This window comes from Pseudomonas sp. JV245A (assembly GCF_032424515.1).
Classification (GTDB): Bacteria; Pseudomonadota; Gammaproteobacteria; order Pseudomonadales; family Pseudomonadaceae; genus Aquipseudomonas; species Aquipseudomonas protegens.
Genome location: NZ_VYKE01000033.1, coordinates 23,451 through 48,753 on the forward strand (window position 1 = coordinate 23,451; position 25,303 = coordinate 48,753).

The 25,303-nt window shown below is 62.6% G+C and carries 23 protein-coding genes and 1 pseudogene; 18 read left to right on the forward strand and 6 right to left on the reverse strand.

What is annotated here, in order from left to right; genetic code table 11:
* The first annotated feature begins 362 nt into the window (after positions 1-362).
* Positions 363-563: a hypothetical protein gene (locus F6S12_RS12315; RefSeq protein WP_011059656.1), complete on the forward strand. Its 201-nt coding sequence runs from the start codon at positions 363-365 to the stop codon at positions 561-563.
* 377 nt (positions 564-940) lie between these two features.
* Positions 941-2,416: an inorganic phosphate transporter gene (locus F6S12_RS12320; protein ID WP_011059655.1), complete on the forward strand. Its 1,476-nt coding sequence runs from the start codon at positions 941-943 to the stop codon at positions 2,414-2,416.
* A gap of 134 nt (positions 2,417-2,550) precedes the next feature.
* On the opposite strand, the gene ccoM is transcribed toward F6S12_RS12320, so the two are convergent.
* A complete protein-coding gene (gene ccoM, locus F6S12_RS12325; RefSeq protein ID WP_015634423.1) occupies positions 2,551-2,667 on the reverse strand; it encodes a cytochrome c oxidase subunit CcoM in 117 nt (38 codons plus the stop codon).
* A 144-nt stretch (positions 2,668-2,811) separates the two neighbouring features.
* Complete coding sequence (locus F6S12_RS12330) at positions 2,812-2,973, reverse strand: hypothetical protein (protein ID WP_015634422.1); 162 nt, start codon at positions 2,971-2,973, stop codon at positions 2,812-2,814.
* 199 nt (positions 2,974-3,172) lie between these two features.
* Between F6S12_RS12330 and gcvA the strand changes: the two genes are divergently transcribed.
* From gcvA to F6S12_RS12345, 3 genes are all read left to right on the forward strand, one after another.
* Complete coding sequence (gene gcvA / locus F6S12_RS12335) at positions 3,173-4,042, forward strand: transcriptional regulator GcvA (protein ID WP_222936899.1); 870 nt, start codon at positions 3,173-3,175, stop codon at positions 4,040-4,042.
* Between the two features lie 88 nt (positions 4,043-4,130).
* Positions 4,131-4,601: a RidA family protein gene (locus tag F6S12_RS12340; protein ID WP_011059652.1), complete on the forward strand. Its 471-nt coding sequence runs from the start codon at positions 4,131-4,133 to the stop codon at positions 4,599-4,601.
* Positions 4,601-5,797: an aminotransferase class V-fold PLP-dependent enzyme gene (locus F6S12_RS12345; RefSeq protein ID WP_315868943.1), complete on the forward strand. Its 1,197-nt coding sequence runs from the start codon at positions 4,601-4,603 to the stop codon at positions 5,795-5,797. Before F6S12_RS12340 ends, F6S12_RS12345 begins: the two co-directional genes overlap by 1 nt.
* Here F6S12_RS12345 and F6S12_RS12350 read toward each other — a convergent pair.
* A complete protein-coding gene (locus F6S12_RS12350; RefSeq protein ID WP_011059650.1) occupies positions 5,794-6,135 on the reverse strand; it encodes a hypothetical protein in 342 nt (113 codons plus the stop codon). The genes F6S12_RS12345 and F6S12_RS12350 overlap by 4 nt on opposite strands.
* A 218-nt stretch (positions 6,136-6,353) precedes the next feature.
* On the opposite strand from F6S12_RS12350, the gene rapA reads away from it, so the two are divergent.
* Entirely contained in the window at positions 6,354-9,203 is a 2,850-nt protein-coding gene (gene rapA / locus F6S12_RS12355) for an RNA polymerase-associated protein RapA (protein ID WP_015634418.1), read from the forward strand.
* Between the two features lie 84 nt (positions 9,204-9,287).
* On the opposite strand, the gene F6S12_RS12360 is transcribed toward rapA, so the two are convergent.
* Positions 9,288-10,670 (reverse strand): spinster family MFS transporter, encoded by a 1,383-nt coding sequence (locus F6S12_RS12360; RefSeq protein WP_015634417.1) that lies wholly within the window; start codon positions 10,668-10,670, stop codon positions 9,288-9,290.
* A gap of 328 nt (positions 10,671-10,998) precedes the next feature.
* Between F6S12_RS12360 and F6S12_RS12365 the strand changes: the two genes are divergently transcribed.
* The gene (locus F6S12_RS12365; protein ID WP_015634416.1) at positions 10,999-11,367 is read left to right on the forward strand and encodes a YkgJ family cysteine cluster protein; all 369 of its coding nucleotides are present in this window, start codon (positions 10,999-11,001) and stop codon (positions 11,365-11,367) included.
* Between the two features lie 142 nt (positions 11,368-11,509).
* The gene (locus tag F6S12_RS12370) at positions 11,510-13,789 is read left to right on the forward strand and encodes a putative bifunctional diguanylate cyclase/phosphodiesterase (protein ID WP_011059646.1); all 2,280 of its coding nucleotides are present in this window, start codon (positions 11,510-11,512) and stop codon (positions 13,787-13,789) included.
* Here the strand turns inward: F6S12_RS12370 and F6S12_RS12375 are convergent.
* Positions 13,680-14,576: an NAD(P)-dependent oxidoreductase gene (locus F6S12_RS12375; protein ID WP_011059645.1), complete on the reverse strand. Its 897-nt coding sequence runs from the start codon at positions 14,574-14,576 to the stop codon at positions 13,680-13,682. The two genes, F6S12_RS12370 and F6S12_RS12375, sit on opposite strands and share 110 nt — an antisense overlap.
* Positions 14,577-14,774: 198 nt before the next feature.
* Here F6S12_RS12375 and F6S12_RS12380 point away from each other — a divergent pair, with 198 nt between their 5' ends.
* Positions 14,775-16,955, forward strand: a complete 2,181-nt coding sequence (locus F6S12_RS12380; RefSeq protein WP_011059644.1) for a hypothetical protein — start codon at positions 14,775-14,777, stop codon at positions 16,953-16,955.
* A gap of 274 nt (positions 16,956-17,229) precedes the next feature.
* Here F6S12_RS12380 and F6S12_RS12385 read toward each other — a convergent pair whose 3' ends face one another.
* Entirely contained in the window at positions 17,230-17,535 is a 306-nt protein-coding gene (locus tag F6S12_RS12385; RefSeq protein WP_041774089.1) for a DUF2288 domain-containing protein, read from the reverse strand.
* Positions 17,536-17,875: 340 nt separating this feature from the next.
* Between F6S12_RS12385 and F6S12_RS12390 the strand changes: the two genes are divergently transcribed.
* The 9 genes and pseudogenes from F6S12_RS12390 to F6S12_RS12430 form a co-directional block, all read left to right on the forward strand.
* Positions 17,876-19,003 (forward strand): branched-chain amino acid ABC transporter substrate-binding protein, encoded by a 1,128-nt coding sequence (locus F6S12_RS12390; RefSeq protein ID WP_011059642.1) that lies wholly within the window; start codon positions 17,876-17,878, stop codon positions 19,001-19,003.
* A 230-nt stretch (positions 19,004-19,233) separates the two neighbouring features.
* The gene (livH, locus tag F6S12_RS12395; protein ID WP_011059641.1) at positions 19,234-20,157 is read left to right on the forward strand and encodes a high-affinity branched-chain amino acid ABC transporter permease LivH; all 924 of its coding nucleotides are present in this window, start codon (positions 19,234-19,236) and stop codon (positions 20,155-20,157) included.
* Complete coding sequence (locus F6S12_RS12400; RefSeq protein ID WP_011059640.1) at positions 20,154-21,410, forward strand: high-affinity branched-chain amino acid ABC transporter permease LivM; 1,257 nt, start codon at positions 20,154-20,156, stop codon at positions 21,408-21,410. Before livH ends, F6S12_RS12400 begins: the two co-directional genes overlap by 4 nt.
* Positions 21,407-22,174: a high-affinity branched-chain amino acid ABC transporter ATP-binding protein LivG gene (gene livG / locus F6S12_RS12405; RefSeq protein ID WP_060837861.1), complete on the forward strand. Its 768-nt coding sequence runs from the start codon at positions 21,407-21,409 to the stop codon at positions 22,172-22,174. The genes F6S12_RS12400 and livG overlap by 4 nt, the downstream gene beginning before the upstream one ends.
* A complete protein-coding gene (locus F6S12_RS12410) occupies positions 22,175-22,876 on the forward strand; it encodes an ABC transporter ATP-binding protein (RefSeq protein ID WP_015634412.1) in 702 nt (233 codons plus the stop codon).
* Positions 22,877-23,028: 152 nt separating this feature from the next.
* Positions 23,029-23,331 (forward strand): DUF2282 domain-containing protein, encoded by a 303-nt coding sequence (locus F6S12_RS12415; RefSeq protein ID WP_011059637.1) that lies wholly within the window; start codon positions 23,029-23,031, stop codon positions 23,329-23,331.
* Positions 23,332-23,356: 25 nt separating this feature from the next.
* A complete protein-coding gene (locus F6S12_RS12420; RefSeq protein WP_315868939.1) occupies positions 23,357-24,247 on the forward strand; it encodes a DUF692 domain-containing protein in 891 nt (296 codons plus the stop codon).
* On the forward strand, positions 24,244-25,014 hold the full coding sequence (locus F6S12_RS12425; RefSeq protein WP_315868940.1) for a DNA-binding domain-containing protein: 771 nt from the start codon (positions 24,244-24,246) through the stop codon (positions 25,012-25,014). The genes F6S12_RS12420 and F6S12_RS12425 overlap by 4 nt, the downstream gene beginning before the upstream one ends.
* Before the next feature lie 2 nt (positions 25,015-25,016).
* Positions 25,017-25,303 (forward strand): annotated as a pseudogene (locus tag F6S12_RS12430) (DoxX family membrane protein); the annotation flags it as partial.

The following is a 25,303-nucleotide window of genomic DNA, read 5'->3' on the forward strand; positions in this document are numbered from 1 at the left end:
CTCACAATAAAGTTGGTCATTTTAAACTTGCCACCCATAGAGTTATTCTTCGCCGAAGCTATACTGCCGGAGTGAGGAATGTGGAGTCAGTTGCCCCATGCTCCTCTCTCGGGTGACTTGAGACGGTAATCGGTCACCTGCCGCAAGCGCTTGACCCCTAACCAGATTCGGCCAGCCCGCTTGCAACCAACAACACTGTTGCTACGACAGTTGTTTTCATCCGGTGACGTGGCCGCATGCAATTAACGGCACGCTTGAGAGACTCGAAGTCAAGGCCAGACTGGCACTGACTTCAGCTCCGTGTAGATGCCCGCAAGCAATGCGTCGCACCGGACTGGACCTTCACTCAATTAGGTAACACTGTGACGAAAGATGAACTGCGCGCGGAACTTGAGCGCCAGGAGCAACGTTACAAGGAAGTTTACGGCGGCGAGATCACCCGTTATGCCGCCCAGCCGGAACCTGAACGCAAACCTTGGCGCAAACGCGCCAGTATTCTCGATCAGGCCTTCACCCAAGAACTGCAAAAGATGGAAAAAGAGCTCAAGGCCGAACAGCCGTAATGCTGGCAGCCTGACTCATTCAGGGCTTGCTCTACTTGCCCGCCCGATCATCCCGGCGGCCAGGCAGACCATTGATGCTCGTTACCCCGGGCCCATGGCCATCTCGCCCATCCACAGCGAGAGAGGCTACCGGGCAAGCCCTTTGGTTGAAATTTCATACACGCGTTTTAACCCTCTGATTTCCGCGCCCAGGCCATCGGATTGACCGCTCGTGCCCAATAAACTCAATGGCTTGCCGTGCTTGAGGGGGATGTGCGGAAACTCTGCTCCCGGTCAGTTTTTTCGTTGAAGAATGTTACCGGCGAGCACCTTGTGCATTGATTAGCGGGGTTTTCTGGCATAATCGCGCCCCCTTATGACCGGGTCAGAAAACCTTCATGATCGATTTATTCAGCGGACTGGATGCTTGGGTGCTTGTGAGCCTCTTGCTCGCCCTGGCTTTTGTCCTCGCCTACGAGTTCATCAACGGCTTTCATGACACCGCAAATGCGGTTGCCACTGTTATCTACACCAAGGCCATGCCGCCGCACCTGGCCGTGTTCTTCTCCGGTGTGTTCAATTTCCTCGGTGTGCTGCTGGGCGGGGTTGGCGTGGCCTATGCCATCGTCCACCTGCTGCCGGTCGAGCTGCTGATCAACGTCAACACCGGCCACGGCCTGGCCATGGTCTTCTCGTTGCTGGCCGCGGCCATTACCTGGAACCTGGGTACCTGGTACTTCGGCATTCCGGCCTCCAGTTCCCATACCCTGATCGGCTCCATCCTCGGTGTCGGCCTGGCCAATGCCCTGCTCAGCGACATTCCCCTGGGGGATGGCGTGAACTGGCAGAAGGCAATCGACATCGGCGCTTCCCTGGTGTTCTCGCCGATGGCGGGCTTCATTATTGCAGCGCTGGTACTGATCGGCCTGAAATGGTGGCGGCCGATCTCGAAGATGCACAAGACTCCAGAACAGCGCCGCAAGGTCGATGACAAGAAGCACCCGCCGTTCTGGAACCGCCTGGTACTGGTGATCTCGGCCATGGCCGTGAGCTTCGTGCACGGCTCCAACGACGGCCAGAAAGGCATCGGCCTGATCATGCTGGTACTGATCGGTATCGTGCCTGCCCAGTTCGTGATGGACCTCAACAGCACCACCTACCAGATCGAGCGCACCCGCGACGCCACCCTGCACCTGAGCCAGTTCTACGAGCGCAATCACGAGTCCCTGGGTGAGTTCCTGGCCCTGGGCAAAAGCGTGAAAGACGACCTGCCGGGCAAGTTCCGCTGCAATCCGCAGCAAACCGAACCGACCATCGCCGCGCTCCTGAGCAGCCTCAAGGGCGTTTCCGACTACCATTCGTTGTCGCCGGAAAGCCGCATCGAAGTGCGTCGCTACCTGCTTTGCCTGGATGACACCGCGAAAAAGGTCGGCAAGCTGCCAGGCATCTCGGCCCGTGAAAAGGCCGACCTGGACAAGCTGCGCAAAGACCTGACCGCCACCACCGAATACGCACCGTTCTGGGTCATCCTGGCTGTCGCCCTGGCTCTGGGCCTGGGCACCATGATCGGCTGGAAGCGCGTAGTGCAGACCATTGGCGAGAAGATCGGCAAGCAGGGCATGACCTACGCCCAGGGCATGTCGGCACAGATCACCGCCGCCGGCCTGATCGGCCTGGCGAACATCTTCAGCCTGCCGGTTTCCACCACCCACGTACTTTCCTCCGGCGTGGCCGGGACCATGGTCGCCAACAAGAGCGGCCTGCAGAGCGGAACGGTACGGACCATCCTCCTGGCCTGGGTCCTGACCCTGCCGGCGACCGTGGCCCTGTCCGCCGGCCTGTTCTGGGCAGCCTCCAAGATCCTGGGTACCTGATACCCCAGCCGGCAACAAAAAAGGTGCGTCCCTGGGGACGCACCTTTTTTTATGCCTTGAGCTTTCTTGCAGGCAAAAAAAAGGGCAACCGAAGTTGCCCAAAATGCCTTGCGTGCTCGTTGCCCTGGAAAGACTTAAGGCTTCTTGCGCTTATTCGCGTCTTTCCAGATAAAGAATCCAAACCCTGCGAAAAACAGAACCATGAGGCCGACAGTCAGCACTCCGGCGATCACCACATTGTCGAAAAACATGACTGGCCTCCTGCTCTTGCCCTGTTGCGATGGGGCTAAGTTAACCAAACAGGAGGCAGGGGAAATTGACCGGGGTCAATGTCGCCCATGACTGGGCGCGAGGAAGGGGGAATAAGTGACTTGCATCAACAGAAAGCGCCCTGATCAGCGCTTTTTCGGTTTGTTTTTCGGTTTTTTCTTGGCCTTGCCCAAGGGCATGGCGTGTTCGAATGCCTGGCGTACTTCGTTCAGGCGCTTTTCATTGAGATCATGCACACGCTTGGCACGCTCGGCGTTCAGGTCGATCAGCTTGTCGTCTTGATTCATGGCTTGGCTTGCATCACTCGTGGTCAATATCGGCCGCACGCCTTGAAGCGGTGGGCGGCCCTGGCGAATGTGCCAATAATGCGACGTGGCGCCGCACCTGACCAGTGATCAGACCAAGGCGACTGCAATAAAGTCGCTGCCGGGAAGACTTTTTATCCGCACAATGGCCGCCCCTCCCCACAGGAAACCGCATGTGGAAATGCCCAAGCACCTGCCCCCGCTGCTGGCCCTGCGCGCCTTCGAGGCCGTGGCCCGGCACCTGAGTTTCAGCAAGGCGGCCCAGGAACTGTGCGTCAGCCAGAGCGCGGTCAGCCATCAAGTGCACAAACTCGAACAGCACCTGGGCCAGCCGCTGTTTGTACGACGCACCCGGGCCATCGACCTGACCACCGCCGGCGCCAGCTATTACCAACAGATCCAGCCGGCCCTGGAGCAGATCGCCGAAGCCACCCGGACGCTGTTGGCAGCAGAGCCATCGCAGGTTCTGCGCATCGGCCTGCTGGCCTCCTTCGCCACCTTGTGGCTGGCGCCGCGCCTGGCGGACTTCAGCCGCCGCCACCCTCAGATCCAGCTGGAGCTGCAACCAGCCATCAACCTCGCAGATGTGGCCGGTGCCGAGGTCGACCTGGCCATTCGCTATGGCAAGGGCCACTGGCCCAACGTCCAGGCCACGCGCTTTCTCGCCGAGCAACTGTCACCGGTGTGCAGCCCCGCGTTCAAGGCCGGGGCCCTGGCCAACGGCACCTTGCTGATGGCCCGCTCCCACCGGCCTTTTGAATGGGACGACTGGAGCAGGCAGAACGCCGTCGACCTCAGCCCTCACCCCAGCGTCATGCTCCACGACTACAACATCGTGGTGGAAGCGGCGGTGGCCGGCCAGGGCATCGCCATGGGCCGCCGCCAGTTGATCCGGCGCCACCTTGCCCAGGGCAGCCTGGTGGATGCCTTCGACCTCCCGGCTCTGCACAACGATCAGATCGGCTACTGGCTGGTGACCGCCGAAGGTCCGGCGAATCCGGCGGCGCAGTGCTTCGCCCAATGGCTACTGGAGCAAGGGAGCGACCCATGAAAAATTCAGATACGTCGGATTAGATCTATCCGTTTGTCGCCCCCAGCCTGAACACCGATGCTGCAAGCCTTCCATTCGAGGACTTGCCATGCGCGACTCTCTGCAGCAACGAGTGCAACAACTGGGTCTTGAACTGCCGATCCCCGGCCAGCCCATTGCCAACTACGTCAACCATGCCCAGAGCCAGAACCTGCTGTTCATCTCCGGGCAAACACCGCAAGCAGAGCAGCATCCCCATCTGCTGGGCCGGCTCGGTGACAACCTCAGCATCGAGCAGGGTGCCCAGGCCGCGGAACTGGCGGCCCTGGCCCTGCTGGCGCAACTCTCGGCGGCCCTGGGGGACGACTTGTCGAGGCTGCAACGCATCAGCCGGCTGGGGGTGTTCATTGCCGCCAGCGCCGACTTCAAGGGCCATGGCCAGGTCGCCAATGGCGCCTCCAACCTGCTGGTCAATGCCCTGGGCGAGAAAGGCCGGCATGCCCGCACTTCGGTGGGCGTCGCCAGCCTGCCTGCCGGCGTCGCCGTGGAGGTCGACGGGATTTTCGAGCTCAAGCCGTGATGCCCCTGAGCCCGGACCACATCGCTCGGCTACGGGCGGCCACACCGGGTTGCACCCGGGTCTGTCACTTCAACCATGCCGGGGGGTCCCTGCCCAGCCAGGGCACCCTGGACGCCATGTCCGGGCAACTTCAGCGGGAGGCCCACAGCGGGCCGATGGAAGCGGCCGGCGCCCAGTTGCAGGAGCAGGCGCGACAGACCGCCGCCCGAGTGCTCAACACCTGCCCGCAAGCCATCGCCTTTACCAGCAGTGGTTCGGCGGCCTGGGGCATGGCCTTCAACGCCCTGCCCGCCTGGCAGCCGGGCGACCGGATCCTGGTGGGGCGCCAGGAATGGGCCGGCAACCTGGCCTGCATGGCCCCGGCCGTGGCCGCCGGCGCGCAGCTGGAAGTCATTCCCTGTGACAGCCACGGTGCGGTTTCAGTCCCGGCGCTGGAGTCCATGCTCGACTCCCGGGTGCGCCTCATCGCCTTGACCTGGCTACCGGCCAATGGCGGGCTGATCAACCCGGCTGCAGCCATCGGCCAACTGGCGCGCCAATGGCACATCCCCTACTTCATCGATGCCGGCCAGGCTCTGGGCCAGGTGCCCTGCGACGTGCAGGCGCTCAACTGCGATGTGCTCAAGGGCGCGGGGCGCAAGTACCTGCGCGGCCCGCGAGGCACGGCCCTGCTCTATATAAGGCCCGGCTTCCTCGAGCAGTTGAATCCGCTGCCGCGGGATGTGCTGTCGGCGCCCTGGGACGGCCAGGGCTTCGCTCTGCGCAACGATGCCCGGCGCTTTGAAACCAGTGAAGTGTCGATGGTGCTGCTGGCTGGCCTGGCCAATGCCCTGCAGGAGTTCGAAAGCATCGGCGTGGCCGCCATTGCGCAAAGGATCAATGCCTTGAGCGAGCCGCTGCGCAAGAAGCTGCAGCGCTTGCCCGGCCTGCAACTCCAGGACCTGGGCAGCCCGGGGCAGCAATCGGGCCTGATCGCCTTCACTCTCGAAGGTTGGGACGGGCTGGCACTCAAGGAGGAACTGGCGCGGCGCGGCATCAATATCGGCGCCAATGGCGTCAACTACACACCACTGGACATGCAGGCCCGAGGCCTGGGCAACATTGCCCGGATCGCCTTGAGTTACTTCAATACACAAGAGGAAATCGAGCGCCTGTTGCAGGCCCTCGGGGAACTGGCGGGGAACAAGCGCTCCTAGACCTCGACATCCACCCACAGGCCCTGGCGCGGAGCATCTTCGATCAACGGCACCACCGGCACGGTGTTGTCGGCGTTCAGTTCATCGCCGGGCACTGCCAGGTGCTCTTCGGGGTCGTCCTCGGCCTCACGCTCACGGCGCTGCTTCTGTTGCTGGCGCCGCTGTTCCTCGCGCAGCAGCAGGGCGGACTCCTCGGGGTCGCGCTTTTGCAGGTCGATGGTGCTTTCGTTGGAGCTTTCCTGCACCGGTACCACAGGCGGGATGTCCGGTCGCTGGCGGATCGGATCCTGCTGGGCGGTGATCGGCACGGCACTCAAGGGGAGCATCGGTGGCAGCATATTATTGGTCTCCTGTCGGCAGGCTGTCGGCTGCGGCATGGGCGACTTGAGCCATCGGTCGCAAAACTGTGACCCAGTCGTCAGCCGATAGTGCCCCGCCACCCGACGAATACACGCCGTACGCTACCTTTTAATCCAGGGGATTGATCAGAGTTCTTTGGACTGGAAGCGTCGTTCCGTTAAGATAGTCGGCTTTTTCAAAGCGGGAGTCAGGCAGCATGGCGCAGCAGTATCAACCGGGGCAACGCTGGATTAGTGACAGCGAAGCCGAGCTGGGTTTAGGCACCGTTCTGGCACAGGACGGTCGCTTGCTGACCGTGCTCTATCCGGCCACTGGCGACACCCGCCAGTATGCGCTACGGAATGCGCCCCTCACTCGCGTGAGGTTCTCTCCGGGTGACAGCATCACCCACTTCGAAGGCTGGAAAATGACCGTACAGGAAGTCGATGATGTCGACGGCCTGCTGGTCTACCACGGCCTCAACGGGCAGAACGAAGCCGTCACCCTGCCGGAAACCCAACTCTCGAACTTCATCCAGTTCCGTCTGGCCAGCGACCGTCTGTTCGCCGGGCAGATCGACCCGCTGGCCTGGTTCTCCCTGCGCTACCACACCCTGGAACACACCAGCCGCCAGCTGCAGTCCTCGCTCTGGGGCCTGGGTGGCGTGCGCGCCCAACCCATCGCCCACCAGTTGCACATTGCCCGTGAAGTCGCCGACCGCATCGCGCCGCGGGTCCTGCTGGCGGACGAAGTGGGCCTGGGCAAGACCATCGAGGCCGGCCTGGTGATCCATCGCCAACTGCTCTCGGGTCGCGCCAGCCGGGTGCTGATCCTGGTACCGGAAAACCTCCAGCACCAGTGGCTGGTAGAGATGCGCCGGCGCTTCAACCTGCAAGTGGCACTGTTCGATGAAGAACGCTTTATCGAAAGCGATGCCAGCAACCCGTTCGAAGACACCCAGCTGGCCCTGGTGGCCCTGGAGTGGCTGGTGGACGACGAGAAAGCCCAGGACGCGCTGTTCGCCGCCGGCTGGGACCTGATGGTGGTGGACGAAGCCCACCACCTGGTGTGGCACGAAGACCAGGTCAGCCCGGAATACGCCCTGGTGGAACAGCTGGCAGAGACCATTCCTGGCGTGCTGCTGTTGACCGCAACCCCGGAACAACTGGGCCAGGACAGCCACTTCGCCCGCCTGCGCCTGCTGGACCCGAACCGTTTCCACGACCTCGCGGCCTTCCGCGCCGAGAGCGAGAACTACCGCCCGGTGGCCGAAGCCGTGCAGGAACTGATGGATAAAGGCCGCCTGTCTCCCGAGGCGCACAAGACCATCCACGGTTTCCTCGGCAACGAAGGCGAAGCCCTGCTGGCCGCGGTCAACGACGGCGACAGCGAAGCCAGCGCACGCCTGGTGCGTGAACTGCTGGACCGCCACGGCACCGGCCGCGTGCTGTTTCGCAACACCCGCGCCGCGGTGCAGGGTTTCCCCGAGCGCAAGCTGCACGCCTACCCGCTGCCATGCCCGGACGAATACCTGGAACTGCCCCTGGGCGAACACGCCGAGCTGTACCCGGAAGTCAGCTTCCAGGCCCAGCCCGACGTCAGCGATGACGAACAGCGCTGGTGGAAGTTCGACCCGCGGGTCGAGTGGCTGATCGACCAGCTGAAAATGCTCAAGCGCACCAAGGTGCTGGTGATCTGCGCCCACGCGGAAACCGCCATGGACCTGGAGGACGCCCTGCGCGTGCGCTCCGGCATCCCGGCCACGGTATTCCACGAGGGCATGAACATCCTCGAACGTGACCGTGCCGCCGCCTACTTCGCCGATGAAGAGTTCGGCGCCCAGGTGCTGATCTGCTCGGAAATCGGCAGTGAAGGCCGCAACTTCCAGTTCGCCCACCATCTGGTGCTGTTCGACCTGCCGTCGCACCCGGACCTGCTGGAGCAGCGTATCGGCCGTCTCGACCGGATCGGCCAGAAGCACGTGATCGAACTGCACGTGCCGTACCTGGAAACCAGCCCGCAAGAGCGCCTGTTCCAGTGGTACCACGAAGCCCTGAACGCCTTCCTCAACACCTGCCCGACCGGCAACGCCCTGCAGCATCAGTTCGGCCCGCGCCTGCTGCCGCTGCTGGAGAATGCCGATGACGGCGAGTGGCAAGCGCTGATCGACGAAGCCCGTGGCGAGCGTGAACGCCTGGAAGCCGAGCTGCACACCGGTCGCGACCGCTTGCTGGAGTTGAACTCCGGTGGTGCCGGCGAAGGCGACGCCCTGGTGGAAGCGATCCTCGAACAGGACGACCAGTTCGCCCTGCCGATCTACATGGAAACCCTGTTCGACGCTTTCGGCATCGACAGCGAGGACCATTCGGAAAACGCCCTGATCCTCAAGCCCAGCGAGAAGATGCTCGACGCCAGCTTCCCCCTGGGCGACGACGAAGGCGTGACCATCACCTACGACCGCAACCAGGCGCTGTCTCGCGAGGACATGCAGTTCATCACCTGGGAACACCCCATGGTGCAGGGCGGCATGGACCTGGTGCTGTCCGGCTCCATGGGCAACACCGCCGTGGCGCTGATCAAGAACAAGGCGCTCAAACCCGGCACCGTGCTGCTGGAGCTGCTGTACGTCAGTGAAGTGGTCGCCCCGCGCTCACTGCAACTGGGCCGCTACCTGCCGCCGGCTGCCCTGCGCTGCCTGCTGGACGCCAATGGCAACGACCTGTCGGCGCGGGTCGCCTTCGAGACCCTGAACGACCAGCTGGAAAGCGTGCCTAAGGCCAGCGCCAACAAGTTCATCCAGGCCCAGCGCGATCAATTGGCGCCGAAGATCAACGCCGGCGAAGCCAAGGTCGCACCGCGTCACGCCGAACGTGTGGCCGAGGCGCAACGCCGCCTGGCAGCCGACACCGACGAAGAACTGGCGCGCCTGACCGCGCTGCAGGCGGTCAACCCGACTGTCCGTGACAGCGAGCTGGTGGCCCTGCGTCAACAGCGCGAACAGGGCCTGGCCATGCTGGAAAAAGCCGCCCTGCGCCTGGAAGCGATCCGGGTGCTGGTGGCGGGCTGATAGCCCGGTTGTCAGCACTGAACAAAAGGCCCGCACTGTGCGGGCCTTTTTTTTGCCTGTCGCCTGCCAATGCAGCAACGCGCCCTAGCGGCTCACTGCACCATCGTTGATCGCCGGCAGACTCACCTCTGCTGGGGCATCAGCGGCATTCCCACAGGCCAGCCCCTCTTTCATCCGCTGGGCGTCACGGACAAAACAGCGTGCTGCCTGGAACAGAAACAGCAGGGTCAGGAACAGGGCCACGGGAATCAGGTACATCGCATCGTGCAGACCGATGGCCTTGAACTCTTCGGTCATCAGCTCTGCGCCTGCGGCATACATTGCCGAATGGGCGAAGTGGTCGGAGAGCGCCCCCACCACCACCGGCCCCAAGCCGCCCCCCAACAGGTACAGGCCGGCGAAGAACAAGGCCATGGCGGTGGCGCGCAAGCGCGGTTCGACCACATCCTGCAGGGCGGTATAGACGCAGGTATAGAAGTTGTAGGCAAACAGCCAGCCGACACTGAATACCGCGACGAACACCCCGACCTCCACCCGCCCGGCATGCAGTGCCCATCCGGTGGCGAGGGTCGAGATGATCAGGCTGCAGGCCGCGAACAACAAACGACCATTGGCTACCCGCTGATGAATCTTGTCGGCGATCCAGCCGCCCAGGGTCAGGCCCACCAGGCCGGTCACCCCGACGATCAGCCCGGTGGCCATGGCGGCTTCCTGCAAGGGCATGAGGAAGTAGCGCTGCAGCATCGGCACCAGGAACGAGTTGCAGGCATAGGTGGCGAAGTTGAACGTCAGCCCGGCCAGAGTCAGCCAGAGAAAGGTCGGTATCGCCAGCACCCGGCGAATGGGCCGGTCAATCCGCACCTGGGCCACTTTCACCGTTTCCGCCGCGCCGCGCTTGGGTTCCTTGATGAAGAACATGAACACCGCCAGCACCAGCCCTGGTACCGCCGCAATGAAGAACGGCGCCCGCCAGCTGTCGAAGGCCTTGACCATGGCACCGATGGTGAAGAACGCCAGCACCAGCCCCAGAGGCAGGCCGAGCATGAAGATGCCCATGGCCCGGGCCCGGCGGTGAGCGGGGAACAGGTCGCCGATCAGCGAGTTGGCGGCCGGGGCGTAGCTGGCCTCGCCAATCCCCACGCCCATGCGCACCAGCAAAAAGCTCCAGAAGCTGCCGACCATGCCGTTGACCGCGGTGAGCCCGCTCCACACCGCCAGCCCCCAGCCCATCAGCTTGCTGCGCGAGCCGGTGTCGGCCAGGCGCCCCAGGGGCAAGCCGGCAATGGCATAGACAATGGTGAAGGCGGTGCCGATGATCCCCAGCTGGAAGTCGCTCAGGTGCCATTCCATGCGGATCGGCTCGATGATGATGGCGGGGATGGTGCGATCGAAGAAGTTGAACAGGTTTGCCAAAAACAACAGGAACAGAATGCGCCAGGCATTTGCCGCTTGAGTCGAATTATCCATGGATCGATCTCTTTTATTGTTATTGGGCCAGACGCGAGCGGGCCTGGAAGCTGCAATCTAGTCAGCCGCACCCACGCTGTCTGTAATCATTCGCCAGCCTGATACCAAGGCATCGCAGGCAGGCGCGGGGATGGCACTTGCGGCTCCCCGGAACAAGCCGCCCGAACTTCGCCACAGCCCCCGCTACCCGGGCCTTTCCCAGTCTTTTCAAGGGCTTGGCCAAGGCCGAAAAAATACCTTGCGCCCCCCCTTCCCAAGGCCGATGCGAAGCCTAGAATAGCCGCCTTGCCAGCCCCCCTTATCAACCCCTCCCCCATCGAATACGCCAATGTCCGAAGCCAGTCCGTGTCTGAATTGCGGTGCCTGCTGTTCATACTTTCGTGTGTCTTTTTTCTGGGGCGAATGCGCCTCATCCGGCGGGACTGTCCCCGACGAGCTGGTGCAAAGTATCAGCCCCAGCCGGGTGGCAATGCTCGGAACCGACTGCAAATCCCCGCGCTGCATCGCCCTTGAAGGCGAGGTCGGCCAGGGTGTGAGCTGTTCGATCTATGACCAGCGCTCCAGCCCGTGCCGCGAGTTCGAGGCTTCCTGGACCGACGGCCAGCCCAACAGCGACTGCGACGCCGCCCGCGCCGCCTTCGGCCTGGCCCCCCTGGAACCGGCGGACACCGAGCCCTGGTACGAGGAAAGCGCTTAGCACCTTTGGCGATAGGGCCCATAAGCAAATCATTAGCAGCAGCGTGCCACCTCCCATTGCAGCCAGCGGGTGCCTTCTATACTCCAAGCACTCGTTGGCGCGCGGCTCCGCCGACCTCAGATGACTCAGAGATGGGCAGGCTATGGACTGGCTGGGCGTGCATTTCATTACCGAGCTTCCTCAGGCCGGGCAAGTGGTCCTGCATTGCACCCACAACCCGGTTCTGGTGCTTCTGGCCTACCTGGTAGCCTGTGCCGCCAGCTTCGCCACCCTGGACATGGCCGAACGTGTCAGTCATGCCGAACGACCGGCCAGCCAGCGCCTGTGGCGCTGGGTCGGAGCCTGCTGCCTGGCCGGGGGGATCTGGGCCATGCACTTCATCGCCATGCTGGCGTTCGAGGCGCCGCTGCAGATCCACTACGACCTGCCCCTGACCCTGCTGTCGCTCCTGATCGCGCTGGTCGCCGCCTGGCTGGCGATGAACACCCTGAGCCACGCGCACATGCCGCTGTGGCGCTATGGCGTTGCTTCGATCTGGATCGGCCTGGGCATCGCCGCCATGCACTACGTCGGCATGGCGGCCATGCGCAGCAGCGCCAGCCTGTACTACGACCCCTTACTGATGGCGCTGTCGGTGCTGGTGGCGATCGCCTGCAGCCTGGCGGCGCTGCTGCTGTCCCGTCACCTGCGCGAAGGCAGCGGCATGTTCCACCAGTTGCTCAAGTACGCCAGCAGCCTGGTGCTGGGCGCTGCCATCGTGCTCATGCACTTCACCGGCATCTGGGCCATGACCCTGGTGCTGCCCGCCGGCAGCCTGCCCGCCCCCGCCACATCCGACGGGCATCTGCAACTAGGCCTGACCCTGAGCGCGATCGTGCTCTTGATCATCGGCAGCGGCATCAGCGCGGCCCTGGCCGACAAGAAGCTGCAACACAAGGAGCGGGACCTGCGGCGGGTCAATGCCCTGCTTTCGCAACTGGACCAGGCCCGGGTTTCCCTGCAGCAGGTGGCCCACTACGACGCCCTGACCAACCTGATCAACCGCCGCGGCTTCAACCAGCTGTTCGCCGAAAAGCTCATCGAGAAAACCACCTTTGGCGGCATGCTGGCGGTGATGTTCCTCGACATCGACCACTTCAAGCGCATCAATGACAGCCTCGGCCACGATGCCGGGGACGAGTTGCTGAAAGTCATCGCCGGGCACATCAAGAGCTCCACCCGCAGCCATGAAGACGTGGTGGCACGCCTGGGCGGCGACGAGTTCTGCATCCTCATCAATCTGTACGACCGCGAAGAAGCCCGGCAGATGGCCCAGCGCATCATGCAGAAAATGAAGGAGCCGATCGAACTGGGAGGGCGGCGCATGGTGATGACCACCAGCATCGGCATCAGCGTCTTCCCCGATGACGGCAAGACCTGCGAGGAGTTGCTCAAGAACGCCGACCTGGCCCTGTATCAATCCAAGGATTGCGGGCGCAACAGCCTGCATTTCTTCAACTCCCACCTCAAGACCCGGGCCACCCTGGAACTGCAACTGGAAGAGGAATTGCGCAACGCCCTGCGCGACGACCAGGGCCTGCTGCTGTATTACCAACCTATCTACGACCTCAAGAGCGGCAGGGTCACCAAGCTCGAAGCCCTGATCCGCTGGCAGCACCCGCAACATGGGCTGCTGACCCCGGATCGCTTCATCTCCATTGCCGAAGCCAACGGCATGATCGCCGAGCTGGACAACTGGGTGCTGCGCAAGGCCTGCGCGGACCTGGCCTACCTGTCGCGCCATGGCTGTGGCGAACTGAAGATCGCGGTCAACTGCTCGGCCCTGAACCTGACCCGCGAAGAGCTCGCCGGGGAGATCGAAAGCGCCCTGCGCCAGGCCCAGGTGGCGCCGCAGCGGCTGGAGCTGGAAGTCACGGAAAACGCCCTGATGGGCAATATTGCCAGCACCCTGGCGCTGCTCAAGCAGATCCGCGGGCTGGGGGTGTCGCTGTCGATCGACGACTTCGGCACCGGCTACTCATCCCTGGCCTATCTCAAGCGCTTGCCCCTGAACACCCTGAAGATCGATCGCTCGTTCATCCAGGACATCCCCAAGTCGACCCAGGACATGGAGATCGTCCAGGCGATCATCATCATGGCCCACACCCTGCACCTGCAGGTGGTCACCGAAGGGGTCGAAACCCCGGAACAGCAAGCGTTTCTCCAGCACCATGGCTGCGACTACCTGCAGGGCTACCTGCTCAGCCATCCGGTGCCGCTGCGGGAGTTGCGCGGGGTGCTGGAGGAGCTCGACCAGCGCCACGCCGCGCCGATCAATCCGCGGGCGCCGGGTCCCGATAAAGGCGAACCAGGGTCGCTGGATCTTTTTCCAGATAGCCCTGCCCACCATGCAGACGCATCAACTGCGCAGCTAATCCGCTGATCGGCGTCGCCGAGCCTTGTTCGCGGGAAAACTTCACCGCTCCATCCAGGTCCTTGAGCAGGGTGCGCACATGCCACTTCACCGGCTCGAACCGGCTTTCAGCCATTTGCGGGGCCAGGATCTGCAAAGGTTTCGAGTCGGCAAAGCCACCGGCCAGGGCCTCGGCGATCAGCCGCGCATCCACCCCCGAGCGCTCGGCCAGGGCCACCACCTCGGCGATCACCAGGGCGTTGCAGGCGACGATCATCTGGTTGCAGGCCTTGGTCACCTGCCCGGCGCCCACCGCCCCCATGTGCGTGACCCGCTGCCCCAGGGTCAGCAGCACTGGCCGCACCCGCTCGACGTCCGTCGCCTCACCGCCAACCATGATGGCCAGGCTGCCGGCCTCGGCGCCCGGGGTACCGCCGGACACCGGCGCATCGACCCAGGCCACGCCGCGGCTTGCGGCCAGTTCGGCGGCCATTTCCCGGGTAGCCGTGGGTTCCAGGCTGGAGAGGTCCAGCAGCAGCTGACCGGCCCGGGCGCCCTGGGCGATACCCTGGGGGCCAAACACCACCTCGCGCACCACCTCGGTATTGGCCAGGCACATCAGCATCAGGTCGGCATCGGCGCACAGCTGCGCCGGCGTGGCAACTTGTCGCGCCCCGGCAGCCACCAGGGGCGCGCATTTTTCCGGGTTGCGGTTCCACACCGTCAGCGGATAGCCCGCCGCCAGCAGCCGGCGGCACATCGGCAAGCCCATCAGGCCGATTCCGGCAAAGCCGAGTGAAGGTAACGCTGACATCATATTGCCCTCATTTGATTAAAGATCACCGAATACTGGCCGATTCATCATGATTCAGGAAAGGATTCCCCCGAGCGTCGCTCAGAAAAAACCCTGACGCCTTGGGCAAAATTCGCGCTCCACGCAGCGACGAGGTCCCATTCCGTGATGGTTCGACGACACCTCGTCCACGAGCCAACCTGACCAGGCATATGGCGCACAATGACTTCTAAAAACAAACCTGCCAACGCAGTCTCCGAGATGACGCTGACCTCCCCCACAACTAGCCCCTCAGACCCGAAGCCATTGTCCAGTTCACGCCCCCTGTCGACTCAGCAGTACCTGTATTTCACCGAAACCAATACCGACCGCATCCTCGACAACCTCGACGGTCTGCGCGACACGGTGTTCCCGCGGCCACCGCACCTGGAAGGCGAGCCGGACAACCGTCGCGACCAGGAATTTCCGTCGGTCTGCCTGATCGGCCTGGGCCGCTGCGGCTCCAACATCGCCCTGGATGTGGCCGAGCTGGTGTACAACGCCCGCAAGTTCTACCTCAACGAATTCAATAACGAAGACAAGGCCTACGAAGGCGGCTACAGCCCCGGCCAGTGGATCCGCCAGAACCTGCGCCTGGGCCAGAACAAGGCCAGCAAGCCGGTGTTCCTGGTGGAACCGCTGGTGATGCTCGGCGACCTGGACAAGGACATTGCCGGGCGCATCCGTTTCTCGCGCAAGGGCGAGAAAAGCGGCTTCATCCGCGACTACAGCAAGATGAAGATCATGGACCTCTCGGAAGTCCACGCCGGTGGCGCCGGTAACGCGCCGATCCTCGGCCAGTACCTGGCCAAGATCATCCTCAACAAGGACACCCAGCGCTTCTCCAGCCCCGACTGGAAGATGATCCACTCGTACCTGATCGACTCCTGCGGGATCAAGGCCAACCAGTCGCGCCTGTACTTCTCGATCTTCAGTGCCGGCGGCGGTACCGGCTCGGGCATGGCCTCGGAATTCGGCCTGGCCCAGCAGTACTCGTACATGAACAAGACCTTCGACACCAAGCCAATGGACGAGCACGACAGCAAGAGCGGGCACTCCTTCGTCTTCGAGCCGATCTTCACCAGTGGCATCTGCGTGCTACCGAACATTTCGGACCATCGCAGCGAAATGTCCGAGGCGCTGCACATCAACGCCGGCCGCCTGCTGTGCAAATACCTTTCGGAAGAGTGGGACTTCTCCTACAACTTCGACAATGAAGACAGCAGCGAAGCCAGCGTCATGGGACGGATCCGCCCCTGGAACGCGATGATGCTGATCTCCAACGACATCATGCGCTACGCCGAAGAAAGCGATGACGGCAACATCCAGAACATCGACGTCAACGCCATGGAGAAGCACGCCAACCAGTACATCTCCCAGCAGATCTTCAACATCCTCACCGCCCAGGCGGTGACCACCGACTACGACCAGAACTACTTCCGGCGGGCCGGCATCGACATCGGCGAAACCATCCGCCTGGATGCCAACGACCTGTTCATGAGCCTGGCGGGCCCGGTGGCGATCGCCTACGCCGAATCCGTGGTGCCGGAGCAGCCGGTGCCCACCGGCGACAAGTTCAAGGTGTTCGAGAAAGAGCCGCAGCGCCTGAACATCGACGACCTGTTCTTCCGCTCCATCGACCTGCCGCACTTCAACAAGGTGACCCAGGCCATCGAGGGCATCAGCCTGCTGCCGATCGAGTCCAAGCGCTACCGCGCGGCCCTGGAGCAATACAAGGCTTCGGGTTATGACGCCGCGGCGCTGCATGACCTGCACTTCTTCAAGAACTGCTCGTCGGTGGTATCGATCGTGTCCCTGCCCAAGGACTACAAGCTGTCCTACATGGACCTGAACCGGCTCAAGACCCACCTCAACAGCCTGTTCCCCAACACCACCCTCAAGCGCTATGCGCTGGTGATCGGCGCTTCGGCCAACCTGTCGCTGACCACCCTGATCGCCAAGAGCCCGTGCCTGTCGGACGACTTCCTGACCCTGATCGTGGCCTTTATCAAGCGTTGCTTTGCGCGCAATCCATACCGTTTCGACGACACCCTGGACAACTCGGTGCTGGATTTCATCGTCAGTGACCAGTTCGATGAAGACCGCATCGACGATCTGCTCAACGAATTCGAGAACCCGGCGAAGATCCTCGACACCAACTGGTATGCGATCAAGCCGATGTACGAGAAGAAGTACCGCGAGCTGATCAACGACAAGGACAAGTTCGTCTCGATCAACGACATCCGCCTGTCCCGGGATTGCGTGAAGAAGGCCATCAAGTACCTGCGGGAAATCTACCGCCACCGTATCGGCAAGACCCGGGTCATCTCGCTCAACAGTCACACGGGCAAGACCGCGTATTAAGAAGGGCTTCGCCGGCCAGCCGGCTCCTGCACGGCAGGGAAAAACCTCCTGTCCTGTGGGAACCGGCTGGCTGGCGAATGGTCAATTTGCTCACATCGCGAAACAATTAAGCAGCTCGTCGGCTGGGCTTGAAACTGTTCCCCTTCCGTGAACGTCACCCTGAGGGAAAAGCCCGTGGGGCCTTTCTCTACGGCAAGGTGCCATCACTGGATTCACGGTTACTCGGCTACACACTTTTGTCCGACAAAAACCCGCCCCTTATCGGTGCACGCTCTTAGCGCGATGCCCTTTCCTGGATCAGGATCCAGGGTGAAACCACCACCGCCCACAGCGTCGGATCACGTTCCAGCAGATCGGATGCCCGCGTCGCAGACAGTTTCTCGACCTTTCCTTCGGCCAGCCAGGCCGCCACTTTTTCTGTCTGGTTCTCGGCCACGGCCTGGGCCGCCTCGATCAGATCCAGGTCAGCCTCGACCCACAATAGGGCACCCTTGGCGAAGAACGGCTCCAGTTCCTTCCAGCTGATAGATGCGGTCTCACCAAGCAGCTTGGCATAGAGGGTGCTAGGTTCTTGAGTCATGGGACTGTCCAGAAATGAAATCGGCGCAATCATAACGTCGGGGCTCTGGCAGAAAAACCCAGAAGCAAGCGCGACACCGATCGAGAAGCTCAGAAGCGCCAGGGACTGACGCCGAACCGGGCGCAAGCCACGCCGCAAATCTGTCTTTTTCTTTCAATTAAGCGACACCCCGCGTTTTTGCCCCCAGCAGCCAGCTTTTCAAGCGAACAACCGGCGCTCTACACTGTACCGGTACAGTTGCCAGGGGCATTTTCCGACGGGTATTCACGAAATATCTGATTCGGTTCTGCGACCAAGGCCGCCGGAACTATAAAAATTACAACAGTAAGAGTGGAGCACTATGAATAAGGCTACTAAGCAGATTTCCAAACTGTTTGCCGCTATGGTCCTGGCCGGGGTTGCCAGCCATTCGTTCGCAGCTGACACCATCAAGATCGGTATCGCCGGCCCCAAGACCGGCCCTGTAGCCCAATACGGCGACATGCAGTTCAGTGGCGCGAAAATGGCCATCGAACAGATCAACGCCAAAGGCGGCGTCAACGGCAAGAAGCTCGAAGCCGTTGAATACGACGATGCCTGTGATCCCAAGCAAGCCGTGGCAGTCGCCAACAAAGTGGTCAACGATGGCGTCAAGTACGTGGTCGGCCACCTGTGCTCCAGCTCCACTCAACCTGCTTCCGACATCTACGAAGACGAAGGCGTGATCATGATCACCCCGGCTGCCACCAGCCCGGACATCACCGCCCGTGGTTACAAGATGGTGTTCCGCACCATTGGCCTGGACAGCGCCCAGGGCCCTGCCGCCGGTAACTACATCGCCGACCACGTGAAACCCAAAGTGGTTGCCGTGCTCCACGACAAGCAGCAGTACGGTGAAGGCATCGCCACCGCCGTGAAGCAGACCCTGGAGAAGAAAGGCACCAAGGTCGCCGTATTCGAAGGCATCAACGCCGGCGACAAGGACTTCTCTTCGCTGATCGCCAAGCTCAAGCAGGCCAACGTCGACTTCGTCTACTACGGCGGCTACCACCCTGAGCTGGGCCTGATCCTGCGCCAATCCCAGGAAAAAGGCCTGAAGGCCAAGTTCATGGGCCCGGAAGGCGTGGGTAACGACTCCATTTCGCAGATCGCCAAGGATGCTTCCGAAGGCCTGCTGGTCACCCTGCCTAAATCCTTCGACCAGGACCCGGCCAACGTGGCCCTGGCTGACGCGTTCAAGGCCAAGAAAGAAGACCCGAGCGGTCCTTTCGTATTCCCTTCCTACTCCGCAGTTGAAGTCATCGCCGGCGCCATCACCAACGCCAAGAGCGAAGACGCGGCCAAGGTGGCTGAAGCCATCCACGCCGGCACCTTCAAAACCCCTACCGGCGACCTGAGCTTCGACGCCAAGGGCGACTTGAAAGACTTCAAGTTCGTGGTCTACGAGTGGCACTTCGGCAAACCTAAAACCGAAGTTTCCCCTCAGTAAGGCGCGGCCTGACTGACTGCCAATAAAGCCCACGGCGTGCCGTGGGCTTTGTTTTACGAATGTATGGGCCTGTGTTCCGTGATCCGGAATCCCGCCCACCTGAAAATCTCAAAACCGTCATCAGCGGTTCGCTGGCAAAACCCAGCCCGAAGTGGGTGCAGATCCACGGGGCCTGGGCGGGAAAATGACTCCACCAGTGAAATGCGTATCAGGTTTTTAGGAGCGTTGTAATGCCTGACATCTATCACTTTTTCCAACAGCTGGTTAACGGTCTCACCGTTGGCAGCACGTATGCCCTGATCGCCATCGGCTATACGATGGTTTACGGCATCATTGGAATGATCAACTTCGCCCACGGCGAGGTGTACATGATCGGTTCCTACGTGGCGTTCATCGCCATCGCCGGGCTGGCCATGATGGGACTCGACAGCGTCCCGCTCTTGATGACCGCAGCCTTCATCGCGAGCATCGTCGTCACCAGTGCCTACGGCTACAGCATCGAACGGATCGCCTACCGCCCCTTGCGGGGTAGTAACCGCCTGATCCCGCTGATCTCCGCCATCGGCATGTCGATCTTCCTGCAGAACACCGTTCTGCTGGCGCAGGACTCCAAGGACAAATCCATTCCCAACCTGATCCCGGGCAACTTCTCCATCGGGCCGGGCGGCGCACATGAAGTGCTGATTTCCTACATGCAGATCGTGGTATTCGTGGTGACCCTCATCGCCATGCTCGGCCTGACGCTGTTCATCTCCCGTTCTCGCCTGGGTCGCGCCTGCCGCGCCTGTGCCGAGGACATCAAGATGGCCAACCTCCTGGGGATCAATACCAACAACATCATCGCCCTGACCTTCGTGATCGGCGCCGCGCTGGCGGCCATCGCCGCCGTGCTGCTGAGCATGCAATACGGTGTGATCAACCCCAACGCCGGTTTCCTGGTGGGCCTCAAGGCCTTCACCGCAGCGGTCTTGGGCGGCATCGGCAGCATTCCGGGCGCGATGCTCGGCGGGCTGGTGCTGGGGGTGGCCGAAGCCTTTGGTGCCGACGTGTTCGGCGACCAGTACAAGGACGTCGTGGCGTTCGGCCTGTTGGTTCTGGTGCTGTTGTTCCGTCCGACCGGCATTCTGGGCCGTCCGGAGGTTGAGAAAGTATGACTAGGAATCTTAAATCGGCGCTGTTCAGCGCCTTGTTGGTCTGGGCTGTCGCCTACCCGGTGCTGGGCCTGAAACTGACCATCGTCGGCATCAACCTGGAAGTCCACAACACCAGCCCGACCATTCTTGCCACCATCGCGGTGTGCTCGGTGCTGATGTTCCTGCGGGTGCTGTTCCATAGCCAGATCAGCGCCGCCTGGAAGTCCTCTCCCAGCATGCCGTTGATCCCGGCCAAGGCCAGCAACTTCCTGACCCTGCCCAGCACCCAGCGCTGGATCATACTGGCGTTGATCCTTGGCGCCCTGGTCTGGCCGTTCTTCGGCTCCCGCGGGGCGGTGGACATTGCCACGCTGATCCTGATCTACGTGATGCTGGGCCTGGGCCTGAACATCGTGGTCGGCCTGGCCGGCCTGCTGGACCTGGGTTACGTGGGTTTCTACGCCGTCGGCGCCTACAGCTATGCGCTGCTGTCGCACTACTTCGGCCTGAGCTTCTGGATCTGCCTGCCGATCGCCGGCCTGATGGCGGCCACTTTCGGCTTCCTGCTGGGCTTCCCGGTGCTGCGCCTGCGGGGTGACTACCTGGCAATCGTGACCCTGGGCTTTGGCGAGATCATCCGTCTGCTGCTGCGCAACATGACCGATCTCACCGGCGGCCCCAACGGCATCAGCAACATCGAGAAGCCGACCTTCTTCGGCCTGACCTTCGAGCGCAAGGCAGCAGAAGGCATGCAGACCTTCCACGAGTTCTTCGGCCTGCAGTACAACTCGATCAACAAGGTGATCTTCCTCTACCTGGTGGCCCTGCTGCTGGCACTGGCGGCGCTGTTCGTCATCAATCGCCTGCTGCGCATGCCCATCGGCCGTGCCTGGGAAGCCTTGCGTGAAGACGAGATCGCCTGCCGTGCCCTGGGCCTGAACCCCACCGTGATCAAGCTCTCGGCCTTTACCCTGGGCGCCGCGTTCGCCGGTTTCGCCGGCAGCTTCTTCGCCGCGCGCCAAGGCCTGGTAACCCCGGAGTCCTTCACCTTCATCGAGTCGGCGATCATCCTCGCCATCGTCGTGCTGGGTGGCATGGGCTCGCAGCTGGGTGTGATCCTGGCGGCGATCGTGATGATCCTCTTGCCTGAAATGATGCGTGAATTCAGCGAATACCGGATGTTGATGTTCGGCGCCATGATGGTGCTGATGATGATCTGGCGTCCTCAAGGTCTGCTGCCCATGCAACGTCCTCACATGGAGCTGCGCAAATGAGCCGTGAGATCCTCAAAGTAACCGGCCTGTCGATGCGCTTCGGCGGCCTGCTGGCGGTCAACGGTGTGGCCCTGACCGTCAAGGAAAAACAAGTGGTGGCATTGATCGGCCCGAACGGTGCCGGCAAGACCACGGTGTTCAACTGCCTGACCGGTTTCTACCAGCCCAGCGCCGGCAGCATCCTCCTGGACGGTGAGCCGATCGAAGGCCTGCCGGGCCACAAGATCGCCCGCAAGGGCGTGGTACGGACCTTCCAGAACGTGCGGCTGTTCAAGGACATGACCGCGGTCGAGAACCTGTTGATCGCCCAGCACCGTCACCTGAACACCAACTTCCTGGCCGGTCTGTTCAAGACCCCGGCGTTCCGCAAGAGCGAGCGCGAAGCCATGGAGTACGCCGGCTACTGGCTGGACAAGGTCAACCTGCGGGAGTTTGCCAACCGCCCCGCCGGCACTCTGGCCTACGGTCAGCAACGGCGTCTGGAAATCGCCCGCTGCATGATGACCCGCCCGCGGATTCTCATGCTCGACGAGCCGGCCGCTGGCCTCAACCCCAAGGAAACCGAGGACCTGAAAGCGCTGATCAGCGTGTTGCGCGAGGAGCACAACGTCACCGTGCTGCTGATCGAGCACGACATGAAGCTGGTCATGAGCATTTCCGACCATATCGTGGTGATCAACCAGGGCACGCCCCTGGCCGACGGCACGCCGGAACAGATCCGCGACAATCCCGAAGTGATCAAAGCCTACCTGGGGGAAGCGTAAATGCTGCAGTTCGAAAACGTTTCCACCTTCTACGGCAAGATCCAGGCGTTGCACAGCGTCAACGTCGAGATCCGCCAGGGCGAGATCGTCACCCTGATCGGCGCCAACGGTGCCGGCAAGTCCACCCTGCTGATGACCCTCTGCGGCTCGCCCCAGGCCCACAGCGGCAGCATCCGTTACCTGGGTGAAGAACTGGTAGGGCAAAGCTCGGCGCAGATCATGCGCAAGAGCATTGCCGTGGTGCCGGAAGGCCGCCGGGTATTCGCCCGCCTGACCGTGGAAGAGAACCTCGCCATGGGCGGCTTCTTCACCGACAAGGGCGACTACCAGGAGCAGATGGACAAGGTCCTGGAGCTGTTCCCGCGGCTCAAGGAGCGCTTCACCCAGCGCGGCGGCACCATGTCCGGCGGTGAACAGCAGATGCTCGCCATCGGCCGTGCGCTGATGAGCAAGCCCAAGCTGCTGCTCCTGGACGAACCGTCCCTGGGCCTGGCGCCGATCATCATCCAGCAGATCTTCGACATCATCGAACAGCTGCGCCGCGACGGCGTGACGGTGTTCCTGGTAGAGCAGAACGCCAACCAGGCGCTGAAGATCGCCGACCGTGCCTATGTGCTGGAGAACGGCCGGGTGGTGATGCAAGGCACCGGTGAATCGCTGCTGACCGATCCGAAGGTGCGTGAAGCCTACCTGGGCGGCTAAGCACCTGCGTCACTGAAAACGGCCCTTCGGGGCCGTTTTTTTTGTTCCGGGATAAAAAACTGCCCCGGGCTGTAACGAATCCCCATGAGCCTTCTCTAGAGGGGTAAGCAAGCACAGATGCTTCCTTACCCCAACCGCACTGGAGAAACATCATGAGCAACACTCGTACCCTGTCCGCCACTGCCCTGGTCCTGGCCCTGGGCTCTGCCCTCAGCGTCGCCGCCCTGCCCACCACCGCCCATGCCGCGGACGACATGGAAAAGTGCTTCGGCGTGGCCATGAAGGGCAAGAACGATTGCGCCGCGGGCGCCGGCACCACCTGCGCCGGGACCTCCAAGGTCAACGACCAGGCCAACGCCTGGAAGCTGGTACCCAAAGGCAGCTGCGAGAAAACCGCCAGCAGTACCTCGCCTACCGGTTTCGGCCAGCTCGAAGCCTTCAAAGCCAAGTCCTGATCCTGCGCCTGCCTGAGTGTCGACGATGAACACCGCCCCGCTGCACCACCCTGGCCACGACATTCAGGCGCGCGCCTCCAGCCTACCGCCCCGCGCCGGGCTGGGGCTCAAGACCGAGCATTTCAAACACGTGCTGGAAGAGCAGCCCGACATCGGTTTCTTCGAGGTGCATGCGGAGAACTACATGGTGGCGGGCGGCCCTTTCCACCATTACCTGGGCCTGATCCGCGAACGCTACCCGCTGTCGCTGCACGGTGTCGGCCTGTCCATCGGTGGCGAAGGCCCCCTGGACCAGGCTCACCTGGAGCGGCTGGCCGGCTTGATCGAACGCTATCAGCCCCAGTCCTTTTCCGAACACCTGGCCTGGTCCAGCCACGGCCCGGTGTTCCTCAACGACCTGCTGCCCCTGGCCTACGACGGGCCCACCTTGCGCCGGGTCTGCGAGCACATCGACCAGGTGCAGAACCATCTGGGACGAACCATGCTGCTGGAAAATCCGGCCACCTACCTGCAATTCCAACGCTCGACCCTGGACGAGACCGACTTCATCCGCGAAGTGGTCCAGCGCAGCGGCTGTGGCCTGCTGCTGGACGTCAACAACCTCTATGTGTCGTGCATCAATCACCAGCGCGATCCCCTGGCCTACCTGCAAGCACTGCCGCTGCAGGCGGTGGGCGAGATTCATCTGGCCGGGTTCGCCGAAGACCGGGACAGCCTCGGTGACCGGCTGTTGATCGACGATCACGGCGCCCCGGTCGACGCTGCGGTCTGGACCCTGTACCAGGAGGTGCTGGGGCTCATCGGCCCGATGGCCACCCTGATCGAGCGCGACAACCACCTGCCGGCCTTTGCCACCCTGATGGCCGAGGCCAGCCAGGCAGAAGCGCTGTTGCTCGGCGCCCAGGTGCAGCCATGAGCGGCCAAGGGGAATTCGCCAGGGCCCTGCTGAGCGCCGAACCGGGCTGCCCACAGGGGCTGTCCAGCAGCAACGGCGCCGATCCGGCCAGCCGCTTCGCGGTCTATCGCAACAATGTGCAGGCCTCGTTGAGCAACGCCCTGGCCGAGTCATACCCGGTCGTCATGCAATTGGTTGGTCGCGAGTTTTTCAACGCCATGGCCGCGCTCTACATCCGGGACTTCGCCCCCGCCAGCCCTCTGCTCAACGACTATGGCCGGGACCTGGGCGACTTTATCCAGGGCTTCGGGCCGGCCGCCGGCCTGCCCTACCTGGCCGACATGGCCCGCCTTGAAGGGCTGCGGGTCGAGGCCTACCACGCCGCCGACGCCCGCCCCCTGGAGCCGTCACGGCTACTGGCGGCGATGAACCAGCCCGACCGCCTCGGCCAGGCGCAACTGCTCCTGCATCCGTCACTGCGCACCCTGCACTCCGGCTACGCCGTAGTGAGCCTGTGGGCGGCGCACCAGAGCGACCAGCCCTGGCCGGCTTTCGACCTGCAGCAGGGGCAGAACGCCCTGGTGCTGCGCAACGCCCTGGAGGTCGAGGTGATCGCCGTGGATACCGGCGCCATGACCTTCATTGAAGCCCTACGCAACCACTGGCCGCTGGAAATCGCCGCGGCCCATGCCCTGGACGCCCAGGCCGACTTCGACCTGGGCCAGTGCCTGGGCCTGCTGCTCGGCCACGGCGCTCTTATCGACCTGCAACCCCAGAAGAAGGCCTGACCATGAACACCCAGACAGAAACACCCATTGCCGGACTGGTGAATCGGATCATTCAAGGGTTTGAGCGCATTCCCTACAGCCTGATCGCCTTTATCGCGCGTTTTTCCATTGCCGCGGTGTTCTGGAAATCCGGACAGACCAAGGTCGAGGGGCTGGCCGTCGATCTGGTCGATGGCACCTTCCAGCTGGGCTGGCCGCGCCTGGCGGACTCGACCATTCCCCTGTTCAAGAGCGAGTACCACGTGCCCCTGTTGACGCCGGAAGTGGCGGCGCACCTGGCGGCATTTGC

Bases quoted from the DNA above. Each gene is read 5' to 3' on its own strand.
- F6S12_RS12320 (WP_011059655.1), top strand. From the start codon at position 941: ATGATCGATTTATTCAGCGGACTGGATGCTTGGGTGCTTGTGAGCCTC.
- ccoM (WP_015634423.1), bottom strand. From the start codon at position 2,667: ATGTTTTTCGACAATGTGGTGATCGCCGGAGTGCTGACTGTCGGCCTC.
- F6S12_RS12330 (WP_015634422.1), bottom strand. From the start codon at position 2,973: ATGAATCAAGACGACAAGCTGATCGACCTGAACGCCGAGCGTGCCAAG.
- gcvA (WP_222936899.1), top strand. From the start codon at position 3,173: ATGCCCAAGCACCTGCCCCCGCTGCTGGCCCTGCGCGCCTTCGAGGCC.
- F6S12_RS12340 (WP_011059652.1), top strand. From the start codon at position 4,131: ATGCGCGACTCTCTGCAGCAACGAGTGCAACAACTGGGTCTTGAACTG.
- F6S12_RS12345 (WP_315868943.1), top strand. From the start codon at position 4,601: ATGCCCCTGAGCCCGGACCACATCGCTCGGCTACGGGCGGCCACACCG.
- F6S12_RS12350 (WP_011059650.1), bottom strand. From the start codon at position 6,135: ATGCTGCCACCGATGCTCCCCTTGAGTGCCGTGCCGATCACCGCCCAG.
- rapA (WP_015634418.1), top strand. From the start codon at position 6,354: ATGGCGCAGCAGTATCAACCGGGGCAACGCTGGATTAGTGACAGCGAA.
- F6S12_RS12360 (WP_015634417.1), bottom strand. From the start codon at position 10,670: ATGGATAATTCGACTCAAGCGGCAAATGCCTGGCGCATTCTGTTCCTG.
- F6S12_RS12365 (WP_015634416.1), top strand. From the start codon at position 10,999: ATGTCCGAAGCCAGTCCGTGTCTGAATTGCGGTGCCTGCTGTTCATAC.
- F6S12_RS12370 (WP_011059646.1), top strand. From the start codon at position 11,510: ATGGACTGGCTGGGCGTGCATTTCATTACCGAGCTTCCTCAGGCCGGG.
- F6S12_RS12375 (WP_011059645.1), bottom strand. From the start codon at position 14,576: ATGATGTCAGCGTTACCTTCACTCGGCTTTGCCGGAATCGGCCTGATG.
- F6S12_RS12380 (WP_011059644.1), top strand. From the start codon at position 14,775: ATGACTTCTAAAAACAAACCTGCCAACGCAGTCTCCGAGATGACGCTG.
- F6S12_RS12385 (WP_041774089.1), bottom strand. From the start codon at position 17,535: ATGACTCAAGAACCTAGCACCCTCTATGCCAAGCTGCTTGGTGAGACC.
- F6S12_RS12390 (WP_011059642.1), top strand. From the start codon at position 17,876: ATGAATAAGGCTACTAAGCAGATTTCCAAACTGTTTGCCGCTATGGTC.
- livH (WP_011059641.1), top strand. From the start codon at position 19,234: ATGCCTGACATCTATCACTTTTTCCAACAGCTGGTTAACGGTCTCACC.
- F6S12_RS12400 (WP_011059640.1), top strand. From the start codon at position 20,154: ATGACTAGGAATCTTAAATCGGCGCTGTTCAGCGCCTTGTTGGTCTGG.
- livG (WP_060837861.1), top strand. From the start codon at position 21,407: ATGAGCCGTGAGATCCTCAAAGTAACCGGCCTGTCGATGCGCTTCGGC.
- F6S12_RS12410 (WP_015634412.1), top strand. From the start codon at position 22,175: ATGCTGCAGTTCGAAAACGTTTCCACCTTCTACGGCAAGATCCAGGCG.
- F6S12_RS12415 (WP_011059637.1), top strand. From the start codon at position 23,029: ATGAGCAACACTCGTACCCTGTCCGCCACTGCCCTGGTCCTGGCCCTG.
- F6S12_RS12420 (WP_315868939.1), top strand. From the start codon at position 23,357: ATGAACACCGCCCCGCTGCACCACCCTGGCCACGACATTCAGGCGCGC.
- F6S12_RS12425 (WP_315868940.1), top strand. From the start codon at position 24,244: ATGAGCGGCCAAGGGGAATTCGCCAGGGCCCTGCTGAGCGCCGAACCG.